Consider the following 18488-nt stretch of genomic DNA (forward strand, 5'->3'; position numbering starts at 1 on the left):
AGGAGGCTTTTTTTCACAAACTGACCCCTATTAAGTTTACTCTTCATATCATCAGCTAGCTAGTTTATAATTCCACAACTATCCCCAAACTTCTTTGGCTATTTCCTTAACAAGTGTAAGCTTGGCCCACTGTTCTTCTTCTGTAAGTTTGTTTCCAATCTCACATGATGCGAACCCACACTGAGGGCTTAAGTAAAGTCTGTCTAATGGAATGTATTTTTCTGCTTCGTGTATTCTATTTATTACTTCCTCTTTATTTTCCAACTTAGGTGACTTAGTTGTAATCAAGCCAAGTACTACTTTCTTGTCTCCTGAAACTTTTGCAAGTGGTTCAAAACCGCCTGAACGTTCATCATCGAATTCAAGATAATATGCATCTACATTTTCCTCACCGAACAATATATCTGCTACCGGGTCATATGCTCCGCTGTTAGCATATGTTGAATGGAAATTTCCACGACATACATGTGTATTGATTACCATATCAGCAGGTGCATTTTTTATTACCTTGTTATTTATATCTCTATGGATTTTCTGAATTTCTTTTAAGCCCTCCTGTGTTGTACCGTATGCCAAATGACCTGACTTGTCAGCCATCATTCCCCATGTGCAGTCATCTAACTGTATGTTTCTGCATCCTGCTTCATACAAATCATTAATAACCTTGCCGTATGCTTTTACAATATCCTCTGCTAATTCCTTATCTGTAGCATAATATTTTAATGTATGTTCTCTGTTAAATGGCATTGTAAACTGTGCCAAAAACTGTGCAGGTGATGGCATAGTCTGCTTTGCAACTGTGTTTTCATCTTCAAACTGTTTTACAAATTTGAAATGTTCTACGAAAGGATGCTCTTCTTTTATGCCAACTTTTCCTACCAAATATGTATCATCAACCATTGCATCCTCACCGTGGAAAGGTAAACCTGTCTTTGTAGGTGCATGACCTACTCCATCAAATCCCCACATAAAATCAAGATGCCATGTTGCTCTTCTAAATTCGCCGTCTGTTATAACGTTGTATCCTAATTCTTTCACTTTAGTAATTAATTCTGTTATGCTTTCATCCTCAACCTTTTTAAGTTCGTCGTACCCTATACTTCCATTGTCGAACTGATTTCTTGCTTTTTTAAGCTTCTCAGGTCTTAAGAAGCTTCCTACAAAATCCTATCTAAAAGGTGTCTGTAACTTACTCATATTTTTTCCTCCTATGCTTGCTCTTTATAATATTTTTTTAATTTCTTATTATTTTATATCTGAAAAAAACTTAAATTTTCTCATCATATTTTAAGAAACTTTTTTTATCTGTTCTGTTGCCTTTACCATATTTCGAAGGCTTAAATCTGTTTTCTTTCCCCCTCCATTTCATACTTGTTTGATAGGAGTTATTATACTTAATATATAGTTTATTGAAAAATATAAAAAAAAAACAGGTTGTCCATAGTTTTAAACTATAAACAACCTGTTTTCTTAAGTGAATTTATTACTGATTTCCTTATTATTTTAACAGTTTATTCTTGGAATTTTTTATTGTTTAAAAGAGTATGATTACTCAAAATATTTTTTTAACACTTCTAAATATGTATATCCCAGTCCGCTGATTCTGCCTTTCTTATGGGTAATATAACCTATTCTCATATCACTTTCATCTGCCAAAGGTACAGCAATAATATCTTTACCATTTAATTTTTTGTCAATAACACCACTACAAACAGTGTAACCATTTAGACCTATAAGCAGGTTAAACAAAGTTGCCCTATCCCTAACTCTTATGTTCTTTTTGCGCTCAGAAGCCGAAAAAATTTCTTCTGAAAAATAAAATGAATTATGCTCTCCCTGTTCAAAAGAAAGGTATGGGTATTGCTCCAATTCTTCATTAGTAATCACTGTATTTCCTGCAAGTGGATGTTTTCTGCTAATAAATACATGAGGGCTTGCCACAAATAACTGGTGGAATTCCAAATCATGAGATTTTAAAATTTTCTGAATTACTTTTTCATTAAAATCATTTAAGAACAGAATTCCTATCTCGCTTCGCATTCTTGCCACATCTTCTATAATTTCATAAGTTTGTGTTTCTCTTAGGCTGAAATCATATTCGTCCTGACCGTATTTTTTTATTAAATCAACAAAAGCATTAACTGCAAAAGAATAGTGTTGTGTTGAAACGCAAAACTGCTTCTTTCCACCGTTGTTTCCTTTGTACTTGTCCTCTAAAATTGCCGCCTGCTCTAACACCTGTCTTGCATATCCCAAGAAATCTTCTCCTTCCTTTGAAATGCTGATTCCCTTGTTAGTTCTGTTGAATATTATAATATTCATCTCCTTCTCCAATTCATGTATAGCATTGGTGAGGCTTGGCTGAGAAATGTACAGCTTATTGGCTGCCTCTGTTATAGTTCCTGTTTCTGCTACTGTTATTGCATATTTTAATTGTTGTAATGTCATATTTAATTTCCTCTATTTGCATACAATTATTTGTATGGTAACATTTTTTGTAATATTTTTCCATATGTTTTCACAGTCTCCCATAATCTCCCATAATCTTCCCATAATCTTTTTTTGTGTTTTATGATTAGCGGTTACCTTTTTCATATTTATATAACGATATGTATATATTTTTCATATTTATATATTTCTATAACGACATGTACACATTTTTTATAATACATATAAATATGTTTTTTAACTGATTTGTTTTCATAATATGTATCTGTTATAATACTCATCAGTTAAATTATATTAGTCACTTAAGCTTTTCACTAAAAACTTAATATTAAATTAAAAACTTAATCTTGTACCTTCAACTACAATGGGGGGATTTTTTTGAATTCATAAAAATAACTAGTACCCAAAAATGCAACAAAGCGGCTGCATTAATAACAATGATTATTTTTGCAGCCGCCTTTTTTATATTTAGTTTTTCATACTTTGTATTTCCACTCTCATAAACTATGGTTCTCTCTATTTTATACTATAAACTGTATAAACTATCTTACTATCCGCCTTTGGATTTTTTTTACCCTGATTTAATCCATCCGGATTCAAGTCTGAAATTTTTCCAATCTTAGGTGTTACCTTTATTTTCTTTGTTTCCTTAGTTTTATCTTTGTAAGTTACTGTACAGCTAATCTCCACATTCTTGTATAACTGTTCATATACTGCTTTTTTATCTTCCAAAGTTCCATTAAAAGCATCTAGTTTTGCTATTATAGCCTTTTGTTCCTTTGATAGATATTTAGAATCGTAAGCTATTCCAATGTATGTTTGTGCATCTTTCTGTTTATCATAATCAACCGTAAGCGATGTGTACTGAGATTTAGTGTAATCTTCTTCCTTTGTATTTTTATCATCACAACCTGCTATTGAACCAGGCACATTAAGAAGTTTTGATGTTTTCTTTCCTTCCTTTACAATACTATTTCCTTCAGGATTTGTTATTTGAAAAACCGCATCTTTTATGTCATAAGTAATTTTGTCAATGTTCTTACCCTTACATGTTACCGGAAATTCTATGCTATAACTAACCTGACTATTTTCTTCGCTGCCACACATTGCTCCGGCAAATCCATTTGTGTCATCTATTGATGAATCACCTTTTGTCAATGTTTGTGCATTTACCCTAATAGAAAAACCAGACTGGCTATTTGTTGTAGCCTGATTATTTCCAAGCTGGCTAATACCAACAAAAAGTGCCATACATGCTGCAACAGCAACTGCCGGTTTAATAAAATTAATTTTTCTTCTCATATTATTTTTTCTGAATAACTGCTTCATCTCTTCCTTTTTATTCTGTTCAAGATGAATTTTGTCCAGTGCACTTTTATAATCGCTATTCATATTCAACCTCCATTATCTCTTTTAATTTTTTTCGAGCTCTTGTAAGTTTTGAATTAATTGTGTTTTGTTTTTGTTTTAGGATTTTTGCAATTTCCTTTATTTTATATCCTTCATAATAATGCAAATAAAGGACATTTCGCTCATCCTCCTTTAGCAATTGAAGCTCTTCGAGAATTTCTCCTTCTTTTTGTTCAAAAGGAATTTCCATATTCTCAATTGGTACTGTACTCTTCTTTGTTAAAGATTTCTTATAGTCCAGACATTGATTAATAGTTACTCTGATCAGCCAGGATTTAATATGCTCTTCATCTTTAAAAATAACTCTTTTAGTCAATAGCTTTACAAAAACCTCCTGCACAATATCTTCAGCGTCATATTTATTAAACAAATATTGATATGCTATTCTAAAAATCATGTCAGAATAATTTTCTACTATCTCGTTATATTGTTGTTCTGTTTGAATGTTTAGCATCTTAACTCCTTTCATTAACTAACACGATTTAGAATAGTATTTTAGTGCATTTAAGTTTTAATTTTTTTCTTTTTGTATTTTCAAGCTATTTCCGGGAGTCTAAGCATGATTTCTACCTCATAGAAGTGCTATTCTCATAATAATCTCATCCTATTAATCTATATATTCCTTCTTCATCTGCCATAATTGCTGTTTCATAGAATTTCTTTACAGCTTTTATCATATACTCTGTATCCTTTACCCCTGCAGTTTCATAAGGTGAATGCATTGCAAGCTGTGCAAGTCCTATATCTACTGTGTTAAGTGAAACATGACTGTTTGAAATATTACCAAGTGTTGAGCCACCCGGAATATCTGAACGGTTAACATATGACTGAACTTCTACTCCTACTTTCTTGCATATTTCTTTAAATATTGATGCCGATATTGCATCTGTTGTGTATTTTTGATTTGCATTATATTTTATAACAATTCCTTTGTTCATATATGGTCGGTTAGTAGGGTCTGCTTTTTCCTTATAATTAGGATGTACTGCATGAGCATTGTCTGCTGAAAGCATAAATGATGATGCACACACTCTTATAAAATCCTCACTGTCTTTTCCCATACACATTGAAATTCTTGAAAGTACATCATAAAGAAATGAAGAATCTGCTCCCTGCTTTGTTGTACTTCCTACCTCTTCATTGTCAAAAATAGCACATACATTAACACTTTTGTTATTTTCCTTATTATCTGTTAAAGCTTTAATACAACTAAATGCACACATTACATCATCTAGTCTTGGAGCTGACATAAATTCATTATCTGCACCCCATATTGTTCCGCATTCTCTATTATACAAAAACAAATCTGTACTAATAATATCCTCTATTGCTACACCTGCCTCATTTGCAATTATTTGGTCAAATTTGTCTTTTGAAGCAATTTCGCCAAACAGCGGAATCATATCTTTTTGTGGATTATATGATATTCCATTATTAGCATTCCTGTTCATGTGAATTGCAAGATTTGGAATCAGGCACAAATTCCTATCTACATTTAAAAGAACCGGCTTTAACGTATTTCCATCTTTTACAATAACACGTCCTGCTACCGAAAGTGGTCTGTCAAGCCAAGGTGCCATAAGCATTCCACCGTATTTTTCCACATTTAATGTTACGTAATTATTGTCTTCAACCATTTCAGGATTTTCTTTTATTTTAAATGCAGGCGAATCGCTATGTGCTGCTGCTATTTGAAAATTGTAAAAATCCATATTATCAGGCACTTGAAAAGCAATTATTGATGAATCATTTCTTGTAACATAATACTTTCCACCCTGTTCAATCTTCCATTTATTTCTCTCGTTTAATTTTATAAATCCTGCCTTCTCCAGCATTGTTGAAAAATTCTTAACAACGTGAAAAGCTGTAGGACTGTCCTTAATAAAATCCATTAATTCTTTTGATATTTCTATTTGTTTGTCCAACAACATAATTCCTCCTAATTTACTCTTAAAAAGGATAATAAATGTTTAACATTTATTATCCTAATCTTTAATTATTTTCTCTTATTTTATCTTCTATGTAAATTTCCACAGCATCTAGCAACTGTTCTGCTGTTTCAATCTGCTGAACTGTCTCTTCCTTCGTTATTAAATAAAAATCGTCATAATCGGAATTGTGCCTAACAGTCTGCGCTTTGCTAATTTTTCTTCCTAAATCTTTCGAAAAAATCTCTGTTTTTATATAATTCTTATTAAAATTTGCCAATGTATCTTTATGTCTTTTATAGGCAACATTTTCTAAAGCAAAAACTGCACAAATAGAATGATATATACTATAGTAAGCTCTATTATTAGCTGCTCTATAATGTTCTTCTTTCAAGTTACTAATTGCAGTTTCTAAATCTTCTTTCGCAACATCTAATCTGTGTCTTGCCAAATCAAAAATATTTCCTTCATCACTATGCAGCATATAATTTTACCCCCTCCTTTTCTATATTTCTATAAAAAGGATATGCTTCAATCCATTTTCTAAAATGATTTTCATTTTTTACTATAGGCATTATCATCAAGTCATTGTCCAAATTAATATCGAATGTTATATCTGATAATTTTGCATCATAATCTTTTATATTCTGTTCATCCAAATCAACCAATATCATTATATCTATATCCGATTCTTCGTTTTGGTCTCCACGTGCATATGAACCATATAAAATAACATTTTTTAAATGACATCCATACACTTCTTTTATCTCATTTGTATACTCTTGTAATGTTGTCCAAATCATATTTGTCATATGCCCTCACTCCTCTCTTTATACGATTATAACAAATCTAAAATAAATATAATAGTAATATGATAAATATTTTCTCTTTATTTCATTCTTAAAAACTTCCTATAAAAAATATACCCTACACCACTTGTTATTGCTTCCGTCACTGGAAATGTTAGCCAGAATACATTTAATCCAAATCAGCTTCATTGTAGTATTACATTTTTTTAAAGTCAACGAAAAAAAGGCAACTCCAAAAATTAATTTGAAATTGCCTAATTTTATAATATTTAATTAACTTAAATATCTTATATAAATTTTTGAATCTTGCTTATTAACACATCAAGAAAACCTGTTGACTGTAAGAACAGAATCACCATTATTACAGGCATAATATAACGAATCATAACATTGTACAATTTCTTACGTGAAAACTTCTTGCCATTTAGTTCCATTTCTTCTACAATCCATGAAGGCTTGATTATCCAACCAATAAGAATTGCTGACAACAATGAAATAAAAGGCATAAGGAAGCTGTTACTAATGTAATCCATAATATCCAAAAGCTGACCTGTGCTTCCGTTTGGAAGTTTTACTTCCACATAGAAAATACTGTAACCTAAAGCTATAACTGCTGTTGCAATTAAATAAATAATAGATAAAACGCCTGTTGTTTTCTTTCTCTCTGTATGGAAAAGTTCCATACAGTTAGCAGTAATTGATTCCAATACTGAAATACATGAAGTTAATGCTGCAAAACCTGCCAATAAGAAGAATAACAAACCTACTATTCTACCTGCCATTCCCATTCTAAAAAATACATTTGGAAGTGACACAAACATAAGTCCCGGACCTGCTGACATTCCATCAAGTCCTGAGAAAACAAATACGGCAGGAATAATCATCATACCGGCTAAGAAAGCCACTCCTGTATCCATAATTTCAATCTGTGATACTGCTTTATTAAGATTAACATCCTTTTTTACATAAGAACCATATGTAATCATAATTCCCATTGAAACGCTTAATGAGAAGAACAACTGACTCATTGCATCCAATGAAACCTGAAGGAATTTCTGAACTGTAATTCCTGACATATCAGGTGTCAAATAAACTTTCAATCCCTGAAGACCTGTTCTAACTGTTCCGTCATCTAATGTTGTCTTTAGAGTTAATGAGAAAATAGCAATTCCAACTACCATAACCAAAAGAACCGGCATGATAAACTTTGAAACTCTCTCTATTCCCTTTTCTACGCCGTTATATACAATAATTGCTGTTAAAAGCATAAATATAATACCGTACCAAACTGATGAAGGTGATGTAATAAAGTTAGTAAAGCAATTGTCTGCAACTGCTTTCTTTCCTGAACCTAAAATATAAATAGCAATATATTTTAAAATCCAACCACCTATTACCGCATAATAAGTCATAATAATAACCGGCACAATAAAAGTAATCACACCTAAAAACTTCCATTTCTTTCTCATTGATTCATATGCATAAATGGCACTTTTTCCTGTTTTTCGCCCAATGGCAATATCTGTTGTTAACAATGTAAAACCTACTGTTAAAACAAGTACCAGATAGATAATAAGGAAAAGTCCGCCTCCATCCTTTGCTGCAAGATATGGGAATCTCCAAAGATTTCCTACACCTACGGCACTTCCTGCTGCAGCAAGAACGAATCCTATCTGCCCGCTAAATCCACTTTTTTGTTTCATAATTTTTCTACCTCTTAAATTTTTTATTTTCTACTTTTTTATATTTAAAATATTAAGCCAGTGAAGTTAAATTGTACCATATTTAAGGTCTTTTAACAACATTACATAAAGTTTAATATTTGTTAATTTTTTTAATAAAGCAAAAAAATCCTGACAAGTTTTCTTTTTTACAGCTTAACCTGTCAGGATACTTTTAATAAATTTATTTAATTTTTTTATTTGACATAATATACTCTGTTTTCTTTTCTTGGTGCTGCCTTTGGTTCATCACCTTCAACATAACCTAATGCGCAATGACCGATACCAACATATTCTTCTTCAATGCCTAATGATTTAAGAAGTTCTTTGCCCCATTCTGTTTCAAATTCTTCTTTTGCCCGGTGAATCCAACAACTTCCAATTCCTAAGTCGTGAGCTGCCAACATAAGATTTCCCATTACAAGACTTCCATCATAAATTCCTGTAGGCCAATCCTTCTTTGCCAAAACGATTAGCATTGCAGGTGCTCCATAGAACGGATCAAAACCTTCTTCCCAACCACCTATTTTGCAATTCATTTCAGAGATTTTGTCACGTAATTCCTTATTTGTAACCTGAATAATTATAGTGTTTTGAGTCCCTTTTCCACTTGCAGCATAAAGACCGGCTTCGATTATTTTGTCAATAATCTCCTGTGGCACCATATCTGCCTTATACTTACGAATACTTCTTCTTTCTTCCATTGCCTTTAAAACATCGCTCATTCTTTGTTCCTCCTTTAAATTTGATTCCATATTTCTCATTTTAGCACATATTTTTCAGAAAAATTTCAAAATCAACATCTGAATTAGATTTCATATGGTCAGGATTTCTGTTTTTGGAAGTGAAATTGCTCCAAGCTGTAATGTGTATCTAATGCAAAACTGTGAAACTGAAACACCAATAGCTTTTAATTTTTTGTAACTTTTTTATGTTTTGTCTTAATTTTTGTAACTTATCTTTTTATTTTTAATGTTCTTAAATATTCTTTTTGCTCTGGTGTAATTCTATAACTTTCTATCGATTTTTGAATTGCCTTATTGTGTGTCCACACATCAAGTTTTTTCTCTTCAATGAAAGGAATAATGCTGTCATATTGCTTTGCCAAAGCTGTTGCAAAATACCATGCGCGCATCATATTAACGTAATATTCTTCTGACTGAACTGCTGCAACTTTATTAGCATATTCAATTTTAAAATTGTCATCCAAATAGTGTTTCATAAGCATACTAATTCCAAAACGGATTGTGTATGGCTGGTCTGATTTTATGTATTTGTTAATTTTTTCAAGGAAGTCTTCCAAATTCTTCTTTACAATTCGAAGTGACAGCAAATCACACGTAGCCCAGTTGTCTATGTATGGAAGAAACTTCTCCAACTCTATTATTAATTCATCATAATCTTTAATCTGTTCAAGCAACATTCCATGGAGATTATTTTCTTCATAATATTTGTGGGGAAGCACCTTCATGAACTCCTTTGCTTCTTCTGTTTTTCCAAACTGCTTTGCGTAACTTCTAAGTGCCGGAGTTCTGACACCTATAACCTTCTCCTTGTCTATCGTTGGCATTAATTTGGCGTGAAAATCTCTATATTTCAAGTCCTGTAATTCAAAAAGCTGTTTTTGTACTTTAACTGCTATATCTTCTTTCATAATCTGCTCCTAATACTTTTTGTCGTACAAATATTATAGCATTGTTTTTTTGTGTGGTATATTATTTTCAATGTTTTGTTTGAAATGTAATGAATATATTTGAAGATTTCTCTTCGCATTTTCTGTAATTCTTAAAAAGAAGCTTCTCTAGGCAGAACAGCCCACACCAAAGTTTTCGCTTTAGCGTGGGCTGTTCCTTTATCATTATTTACAGATAGCCAATTTATTTCTTCACCTTTACAGTCTTGACTGCCGACCATTTTCCATAAACATACTTTCCGTTTACAATTCTGTAAGCTCTAATTTTTACGTATGCTTTTTTCTTTTTAATGTTGGTAATCTTCTTTGTTGTGTATGTTGTTTTTGTTGTCTTTACTGTTACTGCCTGCTGTTTTTTCTTTTTCTTGTTTTTCAATTTTTTGTTGTTTCCATATTTAATCCGGAAGCCTGTAACTCCGGCAGTCTTTGTTAATGTAAGTTTGATTTTCTTACCCTTTGCATTTTTTGCTGTTTTAATTTTTACAGTACCTACAGGTGGATTTTGTGGTGACTTAATAGCATTCTTTAATGCTGTTGCTGCACTGTTTACTGTTGCCTGTGAAGGATTATACTGTGATGCAACTGTTGCTGCCTGACTATATGCAGCATTTACATTAGGATATACTGTCCAATAGCCTTTGTTGCTATTTACATCACCTACTGCTCTAAGTAATTCTGTCTTGTCTGCCAAATTAATTTTTGAAACACCTGTTGCCTGGTAAGTATCAATTCCTACATCAGCACCATAACCAAATAAAGTAAACATTACTCTGATTACATCACCATTCTTTACTGTTACTTTATCTCCTGACTGGTAGATGTTTCTTACTGTTGGGTTTGTGCTGTCCTTGCCGTCTTCTCTGTTAAATGTCTTACCACTATATACTGCACTGTTATTTACAGTAAATACCCAACCTGACATTCTCCAGTAATCACCTTCTCCAAGAGCTGTATCTGAATTACCAAGATTCTTGTTTGTATTTGGTGCACTAATGCCTTTTCCTTCGTGAAGTAATCCATCATCCTGACCAATATATGAATAAGTATATACATCCTGCATATTGGCAATTTCATTAGGTATGTTTGCCACTCTGCTATTGTCTGCACCAAGAATTGATGTTAAATACCAACCACTTGTTGTTGAATAATAATAGTTTAATGTATTATCATTCATATATCTGTCGATTACTGTTTTAACCGTGTCTCCATTGTTAATTGTCACCTGAACAGGTTCAGTATAAAGTCCCTGACCTATTGATAATTTTTCGACAGTAAGTGTAACTTTACCTGTTGAAGCTGCCTTTGTTTCCTTAGGCATTACAACAATTGATGTTGCCATAAGAGCTACACTTAATACTACTGATAATGCTTTTTTCATTTCAAACTTTTCTCCTTACATTTTTGACTAATCCTAACTTTATTTTTCAATAAAATTAGCTTTGTAAATATTTTATTTTAAAACCTATATTTGTATATAGTCATTTATTTAACTTTCCTACATTTTAACTTTCTTAATTTTTGAATAAGCTCCATAAACATTAGTTTCTTCATCTAACTTATAAGCTCGAATTTTAAAACTATATTTATTTCCCTTCTTTAAGCTAATAACAGCTTTTACTGTTTTTGCTTTCTTAACTGTCTTTACGGCTTTGAATTTACCGGAATTAGTTTTCATATATACTACATAACCTGCTGCATCTGAAATCTTCTTCCATTTAAGTGTAACCTTCTTGCCCTTCTTCTTTGCTGACTTAATTTTTACTTTTGCAGGCTTAGTTACTACAGGTTTTGATACATTTACAGTACATGTTGCAACTACCTTACCATCTGCTGAAACTGCTGATATATAAGTTGTTCCGGCTACATCAGCTGTAACATTTCCTGACTGGTCAACTGTGGCAATTGATTCATTAGCTGAAATCCACTTAATGTTTTTATTACTTGCATTTGAAGGATTTACTGTTGCATCTAACTTAAAAGTTCCACCCGGATTAAGATTTATTTCATTACTATTAAGTGTAATGTTTGTAACAGGAGTTTCCACTTCGATGAAAAATTCTGTTTTTAATCCATTATGAGTTGTTGCTGTTATAATTGTACTTCCACTATTCTTTGATATTACAACACCATTTGAATCTACTGTGGCTACTGAATTATTACTGCTTGTCCACTGAACATTCTTATTTGTTGTATCACTTGGAGTAATTTTAACCTGTAACTGACGAGTCTGGTTTAGCCCCATAGTTACTGTTTTATCTCCAACTCTTTCAATACCTCTTGCATCGATTCCATCGACACGAACAGTACACTTAGCTTCAAAACCACCTTCTTCAGTTGTGATAACTATATCTGCATTTCCTTCGGAAACACCTGTTACAACACCATTTGCATCTACTGTGGCTACTTTTTCATTTAAACTCTTAAAAGTAACATTAGTATTTGTTGCATTGCTTGGAAGTACAGAATATCTAATCTTTCCACTTCCACCTACAAACAAACCCATATGCTGATAGTCATTTGCCACTTCAATACCTGTTACAGATTCAGGAATTATTACTGCTTCTGATTCTTCACTAACTGAATTGCTGTAAAGATTTGCATCAGCAGCATTTTCATCCACAATTGCTTTTACAGTATAAACGTATTTACCTGAAGTTAAATCTTTATCTTCAAAAGTTGTATCTGTTCCTTCATATATATCATTAACAATACCTGTACTTTTGTTATATCTTGACAAAACATATGAAGAGGCGTGAGCTACTTTTGTCCAGTTAACATTGATGTTTTTGTCATTTCTAACTGCTGTAACTTTAGACTTATCAAGTTCTTTTGAAACATAAACAACACATGTTTTCTTAACATTTGGATTATCCTTTGAAGCAATTGTAATATCTGCTCTTCCTACAGATTTTCCTGCTACAACACCATTCTTTACTTCTGCCACTGCTTCATTTGATGAGCTCCAAACAACGTCTGTCTGGCTTGTGTTAGAAGGTGCAAGGTTGTACTCAAGCTCAACTTTGTTGTCTTCTTTCTTATCTAAATTAAGCTTTTTGCTGGTGTAATTTAAATTAATACTTTCTACAGGAACATTAGTCTGGTCATATACCTGTATCTCATAAATTTCAAAACAGTATGCGCCAAAAGTAATACCTTGTAATCTTAAATGTGATGTTGTTACTGCTTCTTTTAATCGAATATTTCTATATTCTGATGCTATACCACTGGTTACTTCGTACATGTCTGTCCATGTTTCACCGTCATCTGAAGTCTGTAATTTGTAACCTTTCATATAGCCACCGCCCCATTTAACTTTTACTGTATCAAAAGTCTGTGGGCTGTTCCAACTTAAAGTTATGTTTTCGTTAGCTTTTTCTTCATCAGTTACTGTTGGATCCTGAATGTACTCTGTTCTCCACATAGTGCCTTCATCGCCGTCAATTGCTTTTTCTGCACTGTTTTCACCATCATCACTTGATGCTACTGCTGTGGCATTTTCTGCAAGATTAGGCATTTCTTTTTCTTCAACGCTTCCTACTGTAAAAATCTGCCATTCGTACATACAATAACCGTATATTTCCATTGTTCTTTCTTCTAATTCGATTTTTACATATCTTGCATTAGTTGGTGCAAAATCATATTTAAATCTTCCTTTTTCTCCTGCTTCTTCTGATGCAACTTCCATCCAGTCTGTTTTGTTTTCAGAAACATAAATTTTATATTTCTTTGCTGCTGCATTTTCCCAATATAGTACGACCTTATCAATTTCATAACTTCTTCCTAAATCCATACTCCAGGTTTGTGGATCTTCATAAGGATTGTCTTTATTCGAACTTACACATGCTGTCTGGTATCCTCTTTCAAGATTTCCATCTGTTAAAAAGTCTGGTTTATTGTATTCATTAGTATTGAAAGAATTAGAAACATTAACCGTTCTGTTATAAGCTACATTTCTACCTAATGGTTGACCTTCGTAAGCAAACGCAGGAGTGTATAATGTGGCAACCATTGTGGCAACACTTAATAAACACGCTACTAATTTTTTCATTTTGCCTCCTTTTTAAATAATAAAAGGCTATCTTTTTGCAGGATGATACGACATACCTCCTATGCCCACCCCTCAAAAAGACAGCCTTCTAATTAGTTCTCTTTTTTGATGTTTTTAATTAATTATTTACTTAATTTTAAGTTTTTTCTTGAATACCTTAATAGCTTTCTTGTTGCCCTTAAGTTTAGTCTTCTTTGTTTTGATATTCTTCTTAACTTTACTGCTTAAAGCATTTTTCTTTACAGTCTTAAGCTTTTTGCCCTTGAATGTAATCTTTTTAATCTTGTTGTCCTTTGTGAATGCCTTAGCCTTAATAGTCTTAACTGACTTGCCCATTACTACCGTCTTAAGCTTTGTACATTTCTTAAATGCATTCTTTCCAATAGTAGTTACCTTGCTGCCAATTGTAAGCTTTTTAAGTGCCTTACATCCTGCAAAAGCGTTGTTTCCTATTGTTGTTACATTATTGAAATTAATCTTGTTTAACTTCTTACAATTACTAAATGCAGCCTTACCAATAACCTTAACATTGGCACCAAATGTAACTTTCTTAAGCTTCTTCATTGCCTTAAATGCATTGTCACCTACTTCTGTTACATTTAATCCATATCCCTTAAAGTTAGCTGTGTTTGGAACTGTAACCTTAGTTAATTTGCTCTTCTTAGCTGCTACTACACCGATAAGTTTTGTTCTACCTGATGTAATTGAATCAATTGCTGTTACTCTGTAAATGAAATCACCTACTGTATATTCCATTCCAACGTAAACACCATACTGTGTACGAACCTGATCATCTAATGATGTCTGGTCACCCTTTGGTGTTTCAGGATAACTAGTTTTTGAAGCTGCCTGAATCTTATTCCATTCATCTGTGCAATTCTTGATTTTTTCGTCAAAATACTTATCGTCAGTATCATCTGAACCTAAAGTCTTTGAATTATCAACTTTAAGCTGTTCTTTTACGATAGTCTTATCAGCTATTGCATCATCACTTGGCTGTTTAACATTTTCATTTTTATTAGCCACAATTAAACCAGTACTTGGATCTGTTGGATATGCATCCTTTCCATCTCCTCCGTCCTTTGAATAGTCATAGTTATCAGGTAATGATACTGATGTTTTGTTACGGTAGTATAATAATCTCTGGACAGCATAACCACCCTTTTTACCTGATACTGTCTGTGAAGTTTCACCTGTTGTAATACCACAACCTGTACCATTAATAATTCTGTTAATACCTACCTTTGGTCCGCTACCGTTGGCGATTTCTACAATACATGCATTTTCAATTAATACATCATCTGCATTAGGAACTTCAATGGCATTATCTAAGAAAATTTCTGCTCCGTTAGTGTTAATGAATACATCGTAAACACCAAGACCTACTGCGTAGTGGTGTTTAACATCATTTGCTACTTTGTATGCTGAATATCCCTTAACTGTATTATTATGTGACATCCATTCTTTCTGATCCTGTGGATCATAACATTTTTCATTCTGTAAGAAGAATGTCTTACCATATTCACCTCTCCAGATAACATCGTATTTCTGGAAATGTTCAATAAATAAACCATAAGCTGTTACGTTATCGCCATTTACAACAAGACCGTGATCTGCTGTATTTTCATACCAACCTGTGTTATCACCGTGGTCAGCTCTCCAAATCCATGTTTCATCAATAATAGTATTGTTACTGTTAACAACTATACATGAACCTGTTGTTCCAAGGTCGCCTGTTCCACCTACCCTACAGATAACATCCTGTAATACACAAGGGTTATTTGAATGGTCAACATTTGCTCCTTCATATCCTACTTCTAATAATGTGTTTGTATGTTTTCCGGCATCTAAAATTACGCCTGCGATTTCAACACCACCAATATCGTAATTTTCTTCTACCTTTGTATAGTCACTGTTCCACTTCTTACCAGCTACTCTGATAAATGTATCAGTATTCTTATCAGATGAAGTAAATGTAGCCATACCAAGACCAAGAACTATTGTGTTTTCATGTGTTACTTCAATAGCTTTGTCTAATTTGTAAATACCAGGCTGAAGAAGAAGGTTATAACCTTTTCCTAAAGCTGCATTAATTGTGTCTGCTGTATCTACATCAGGGTTAGCAATATAGAAACTGTTTAATCCTAATGATTTACCTTTACCCATATCATTTTCTGACCATGAAACGCCTGTCGTATCTTTTCTTACTGCAGGTACAAATACCTTGTAACTATCTGTATCTTCATCGAAGTATAAGAATGGTTTTTCTCTTGTTGCATCTGTCTTGTCTAATACTGTTGTACAGCCGTTAGCCGCCCAGTTCGAAATACCATTATTCTGTAATAAGCTTCCACCTGCGTTAAAGTAGTTACCACTGTTATCCTTTAATGTTGTTCCATCAACATTCTTGCATCCCTGAACAACCTGGTTCCAGTTAATACCATATATAGAACCATTTCCTGTCTGCTTTGTTGTAAATTCACAGTTTCTGTAGTAATACTGCTGCTGACACCATGAACCTACTGAATCATGGAACTTTGTATCAGAAATATATCCGCCGCTGGCCCAAGCATTGTCTCCCCATGTCCACTGAAGTAATGTCTGTCTTTCTACATTAAGTCTTCTTGCAGGAGCTGCCTGTGATACTGCCCACTTAAATGAATCTTCCCAATAGTTAGGATTTTCTGTTGTCTGTGCAATAGTAAAGTTTTCAACGTCAACCCAGAAGTTACATGTTACGTTACCATTAGCTAAAGCTGCTGGCGTTTTAATATTCTTTAATCTTACATCGTAAGGTGTTTTTCCTAAACCAATAACCTGTGTGTAGTAACCTACATCATACGCATCTGCTGCTGTTTCTGTATAATCACCAGGTTTAAAAGCGAATGCGTAACGGTTCTTACCAAACTGATCATAATGCTGATATCCAAAGATTTCATTTACCTTATCAGAAATTGCATCCTTGTCATCTGCATCGTTAAATACGTATACATTCTTACCAAACTTAGAAATTTCCAATGAATATGGTTCTGATTCTTCTCCATTAACATTACCGTTAACTGCCTGAACTTTATAATAGTTCTTATATTTTGATGTTGTGTTTGGATTTGTATCTGTATAACTTGTTTTTGCTCCGTCTATTGAATCAATTAATTTGTATTCTGCATAACGGCCTTCTGCCCTGTAAATATTATATGACTTAGCATTTGCTGCCTTATTCCATGTAATAGTCTGAGCGCCTGTCTTGTCATTTCTCGTAACATCTGTTATTTCAGCTTTAGCCGGTTTAGTCTGAGATAATGTTGTTGTAAATGCAATTTCACTATCTGCATATGCACTGTATGAACCTGCTTCCTTAGTATTAGTAATTGTTCTAACCTTAAAGAAGTATTGCTTTTCTGATAAAAGATTATTTACAGTCATCTTATTCTTTGTTGTTAAACCTGCTGATCTGTAATTTCCATTTTCTGAAGTTGAATACATAACTTCAAATGCTGAATAAATATGTTCCTTTGGTGTTGTCCATGAAACCTGAACGCTATCACCTGAAACATCAGATAATGTTACTTTTCTTGCTTTCTTTGGTTCATCACCTGTATACATAATGAACTTTTCTTCATTGCCAACCTTGTCTCCTAAGTGATACTTTGAACTTACCGCAAGCTTTGTATGTTCTGTTCCTTCTTCGTCTTTGTACTTTCCTAATGTGAATATTTTTTCATCTGCACTGCTACCAAAAGAAACTGTTCCATCATCATTGTGCTGGATTCTTACTGATTCCCATCCTGTTGGTGCGTAATCATTTGCTACTGTTCTAGCGTCCTGATAAATAACATCAGCAGCATTTGCTGCCCAAACAGTATTTCTTGACTTAGTAGCGAAGTTAACTACTTCGTTAGCCTTGTCATCAATTCCATTATTTTTGTACGTTCCATAATATGTAGTGAATTTTCCATCGTCACTTACATTGTTGATAGATGTAAATTTCTTATCTACCAAGATTGGATCATTCTTTACACCACTAACAGTAATTAGGTTTCCGTTTGCTACATTAACAAAGAAAACTTCTGCGTGGATTGTTGCCTCTTCGGCACCATCAATTGCCTCTGTGCTTGTTGCTGCTGATGCTGCCATTACAGTCATGTTAAATGTCTGTGATGTAAATAACATTGCAACTACCAAAACAATTGACAATAAAGATTTGTACATCTTTTTCATCTTCATTTTTCTTCCTCCTAAATAAATTCAAACAATAAAAACACTCTTCTCTTTTTTGTGTAAGGTTGACATTAAAACGTTTTTATTTTCTTATATTTTAGCACTTATTGATATATTTTTTCAAATTCGAAAATGTTTTTAAGCACTCTACACAAATAGTCTCTTTGTTTTTTTTGCACTTTGCATATATATTTTATTGTTTTTTTTATTGTT

The 18488-nt window shown here is 33.0% G+C and carries 12 protein-coding genes and 1 pseudogene; all 13 read right to left on the reverse strand.

Features of this window, described 5'->3' with window-relative positions; all coding sequences use genetic code 11:
- Positions 1-78: 78 nt before the first annotated feature.
- The 13 genes and pseudogenes from NQ558_RS10695 to NQ558_RS10760 all read right to left on the reverse strand — a co-directional run bounded on the left by NQ558_RS10695 (position 79) and on the right by NQ558_RS10760 (position 18281).
- Positions 79-1197 (reverse strand): annotated as a pseudogene (locus tag NQ558_RS10695) (5-methyltetrahydropteroyltriglutamate--homocysteine S-methyltransferase).
- Positions 1198-1548: 351 nt separating this feature from the next.
- Complete coding sequence (locus NQ558_RS10700) at positions 1549-2448, reverse strand: LysR family transcriptional regulator (protein ID WP_005360457.1); 900 nt, start codon at positions 2446-2448, stop codon at positions 1549-1551.
- Between the two features lie 516 nt (positions 2449-2964).
- Positions 2965-3840: a hypothetical protein gene (locus NQ558_RS10705; protein WP_005360453.1), complete on the reverse strand. Its 876-nt coding sequence runs from the start codon at positions 3838-3840 to the stop codon at positions 2965-2967.
- Complete coding sequence (locus tag NQ558_RS10710; RefSeq protein WP_005360451.1) at positions 3833-4327, reverse strand: RNA polymerase sigma factor; 495 nt, start codon at positions 4325-4327, stop codon at positions 3833-3835. Before NQ558_RS10710 ends, NQ558_RS10705 begins: the two co-directional genes overlap by 8 nt.
- A gap of 130 nt (positions 4328-4457) precedes the next feature.
- Positions 4458-5789: a M18 family aminopeptidase gene (locus tag NQ558_RS10715; RefSeq protein ID WP_005360450.1), complete on the reverse strand. Its 1332-nt coding sequence runs from the start codon at positions 5787-5789 to the stop codon at positions 4458-4460.
- 61 nt (positions 5790-5850) lie between these two features.
- Positions 5851-6270, reverse strand: coding sequence for a HEPN domain-containing protein (locus NQ558_RS10720; RefSeq protein ID WP_005360448.1), 420 nt, complete (start codon positions 6268-6270; stop codon positions 5851-5853).
- A complete protein-coding gene (locus NQ558_RS10725) occupies positions 6260-6598 on the reverse strand; it encodes a nucleotidyltransferase domain-containing protein (protein ID WP_040446334.1) in 339 nt (112 codons plus the stop codon). Before NQ558_RS10725 ends, NQ558_RS10720 begins: the two co-directional genes overlap by 11 nt.
- A gap of 284 nt (positions 6599-6882) precedes the next feature.
- Complete coding sequence (locus NQ558_RS10730) at positions 6883-8298, reverse strand: sodium-dependent transporter (protein ID WP_005360436.1); 1416 nt, start codon at positions 8296-8298, stop codon at positions 6883-6885.
- 215 nt (positions 8299-8513) lie between these two features.
- Positions 8514-9041 carry a nitroreductase gene (locus tag NQ558_RS10735; RefSeq protein WP_040446332.1) on the reverse strand — a complete coding sequence of 176 codons (528 nt, stop codon included), beginning with the start codon at positions 9039-9041 and terminating at the stop codon, positions 8514-8516.
- Positions 9042-9271: 230 nt separating this feature from the next.
- Positions 9272-9970 (reverse strand): DNA alkylation repair protein, encoded by a 699-nt coding sequence (locus NQ558_RS10745; RefSeq protein ID WP_005360432.1) that lies wholly within the window; start codon positions 9968-9970, stop codon positions 9272-9274.
- Between the two features lie 223 nt (positions 9971-10193).
- Positions 10194-11387, reverse strand: a complete 1194-nt coding sequence (locus NQ558_RS10750) for a hypothetical protein (protein WP_005360430.1) — start codon at positions 11385-11387, stop codon at positions 10194-10196.
- A 117-nt stretch (positions 11388-11504) separates the two neighbouring features.
- Positions 11505-14057 (reverse strand): Ig-like domain-containing protein, encoded by a 2553-nt coding sequence (locus tag NQ558_RS10755; protein WP_005360428.1) that lies wholly within the window; start codon positions 14055-14057, stop codon positions 11505-11507.
- A gap of 126 nt (positions 14058-14183) precedes the next feature.
- Complete coding sequence (locus NQ558_RS10760; protein WP_005360427.1) at positions 14184-18281, reverse strand: leucine-rich repeat protein; 4098 nt, start codon at positions 18279-18281, stop codon at positions 14184-14186.
- Between the last annotated feature and the right edge of the window lie 207 nt (positions 18282-18488).

This window comes from Eubacterium ventriosum (assembly GCF_025150745.1).
Taxonomy (GTDB): domain Bacteria; phylum Bacillota; class Clostridia; order Lachnospirales; family Lachnospiraceae; genus Eubacterium_G; species Eubacterium_G ventriosum.

Bases quoted from the DNA above. Each gene is read 5' to 3' on its own strand.
- NQ558_RS10700 (WP_005360457.1), bottom strand. From the start codon at position 2,448: ATGACATTACAACAATTAAAATATGCAATAACAGTAGCAGAAACAGGA.
- NQ558_RS10705 (WP_005360453.1), bottom strand. From the start codon at position 3,840: ATGAATAGCGATTATAAAAGTGCACTGGACAAAATTCATCTTGAACAG.
- NQ558_RS10710 (WP_005360451.1), bottom strand. From the start codon at position 4,327: ATGAAAGGAGTTAAGATGCTAAACATTCAAACAGAACAACAATATAAC.
- NQ558_RS10715 (WP_005360450.1), bottom strand. From the start codon at position 5,789: ATGTTGTTGGACAAACAAATAGAAATATCAAAAGAATTAATGGATTTT.
- NQ558_RS10720 (WP_005360448.1), bottom strand. From the start codon at position 6,270: ATGCTGCATAGTGATGAAGGAAATATTTTTGATTTGGCAAGACACAGA.
- NQ558_RS10725 (WP_040446334.1), bottom strand. From the start codon at position 6,598: ATGACAAATATGATTTGGACAACATTACAAGAGTATACAAATGAGATA.
- NQ558_RS10730 (WP_005360436.1), bottom strand. From the start codon at position 8,298: ATGAAACAAAAAAGTGGATTTAGCGGGCAGATAGGATTCGTTCTTGCT.
- NQ558_RS10735 (WP_040446332.1), bottom strand. From the start codon at position 9,041: ATGAGCGATGTTTTAAAGGCAATGGAAGAAAGAAGAAGTATTCGTAAG.
- NQ558_RS10745 (WP_005360432.1), bottom strand. From the start codon at position 9,970: ATGAAAGAAGATATAGCAGTTAAAGTACAAAAACAGCTTTTTGAATTA.
- NQ558_RS10750 (WP_005360430.1), bottom strand. From the start codon at position 11,387: ATGAAAAAAGCATTATCAGTAGTATTAAGTGTAGCTCTTATGGCAACA.
- NQ558_RS10755 (WP_005360428.1), bottom strand. From the start codon at position 14,057: ATGAAAAAATTAGTAGCGTGTTTATTAAGTGTTGCCACAATGGTTGCC.
- NQ558_RS10760 (WP_005360427.1), bottom strand. From the start codon at position 18,281: ATGAAGATGAAAAAGATGTACAAATCTTTATTGTCAATTGTTTTGGTA.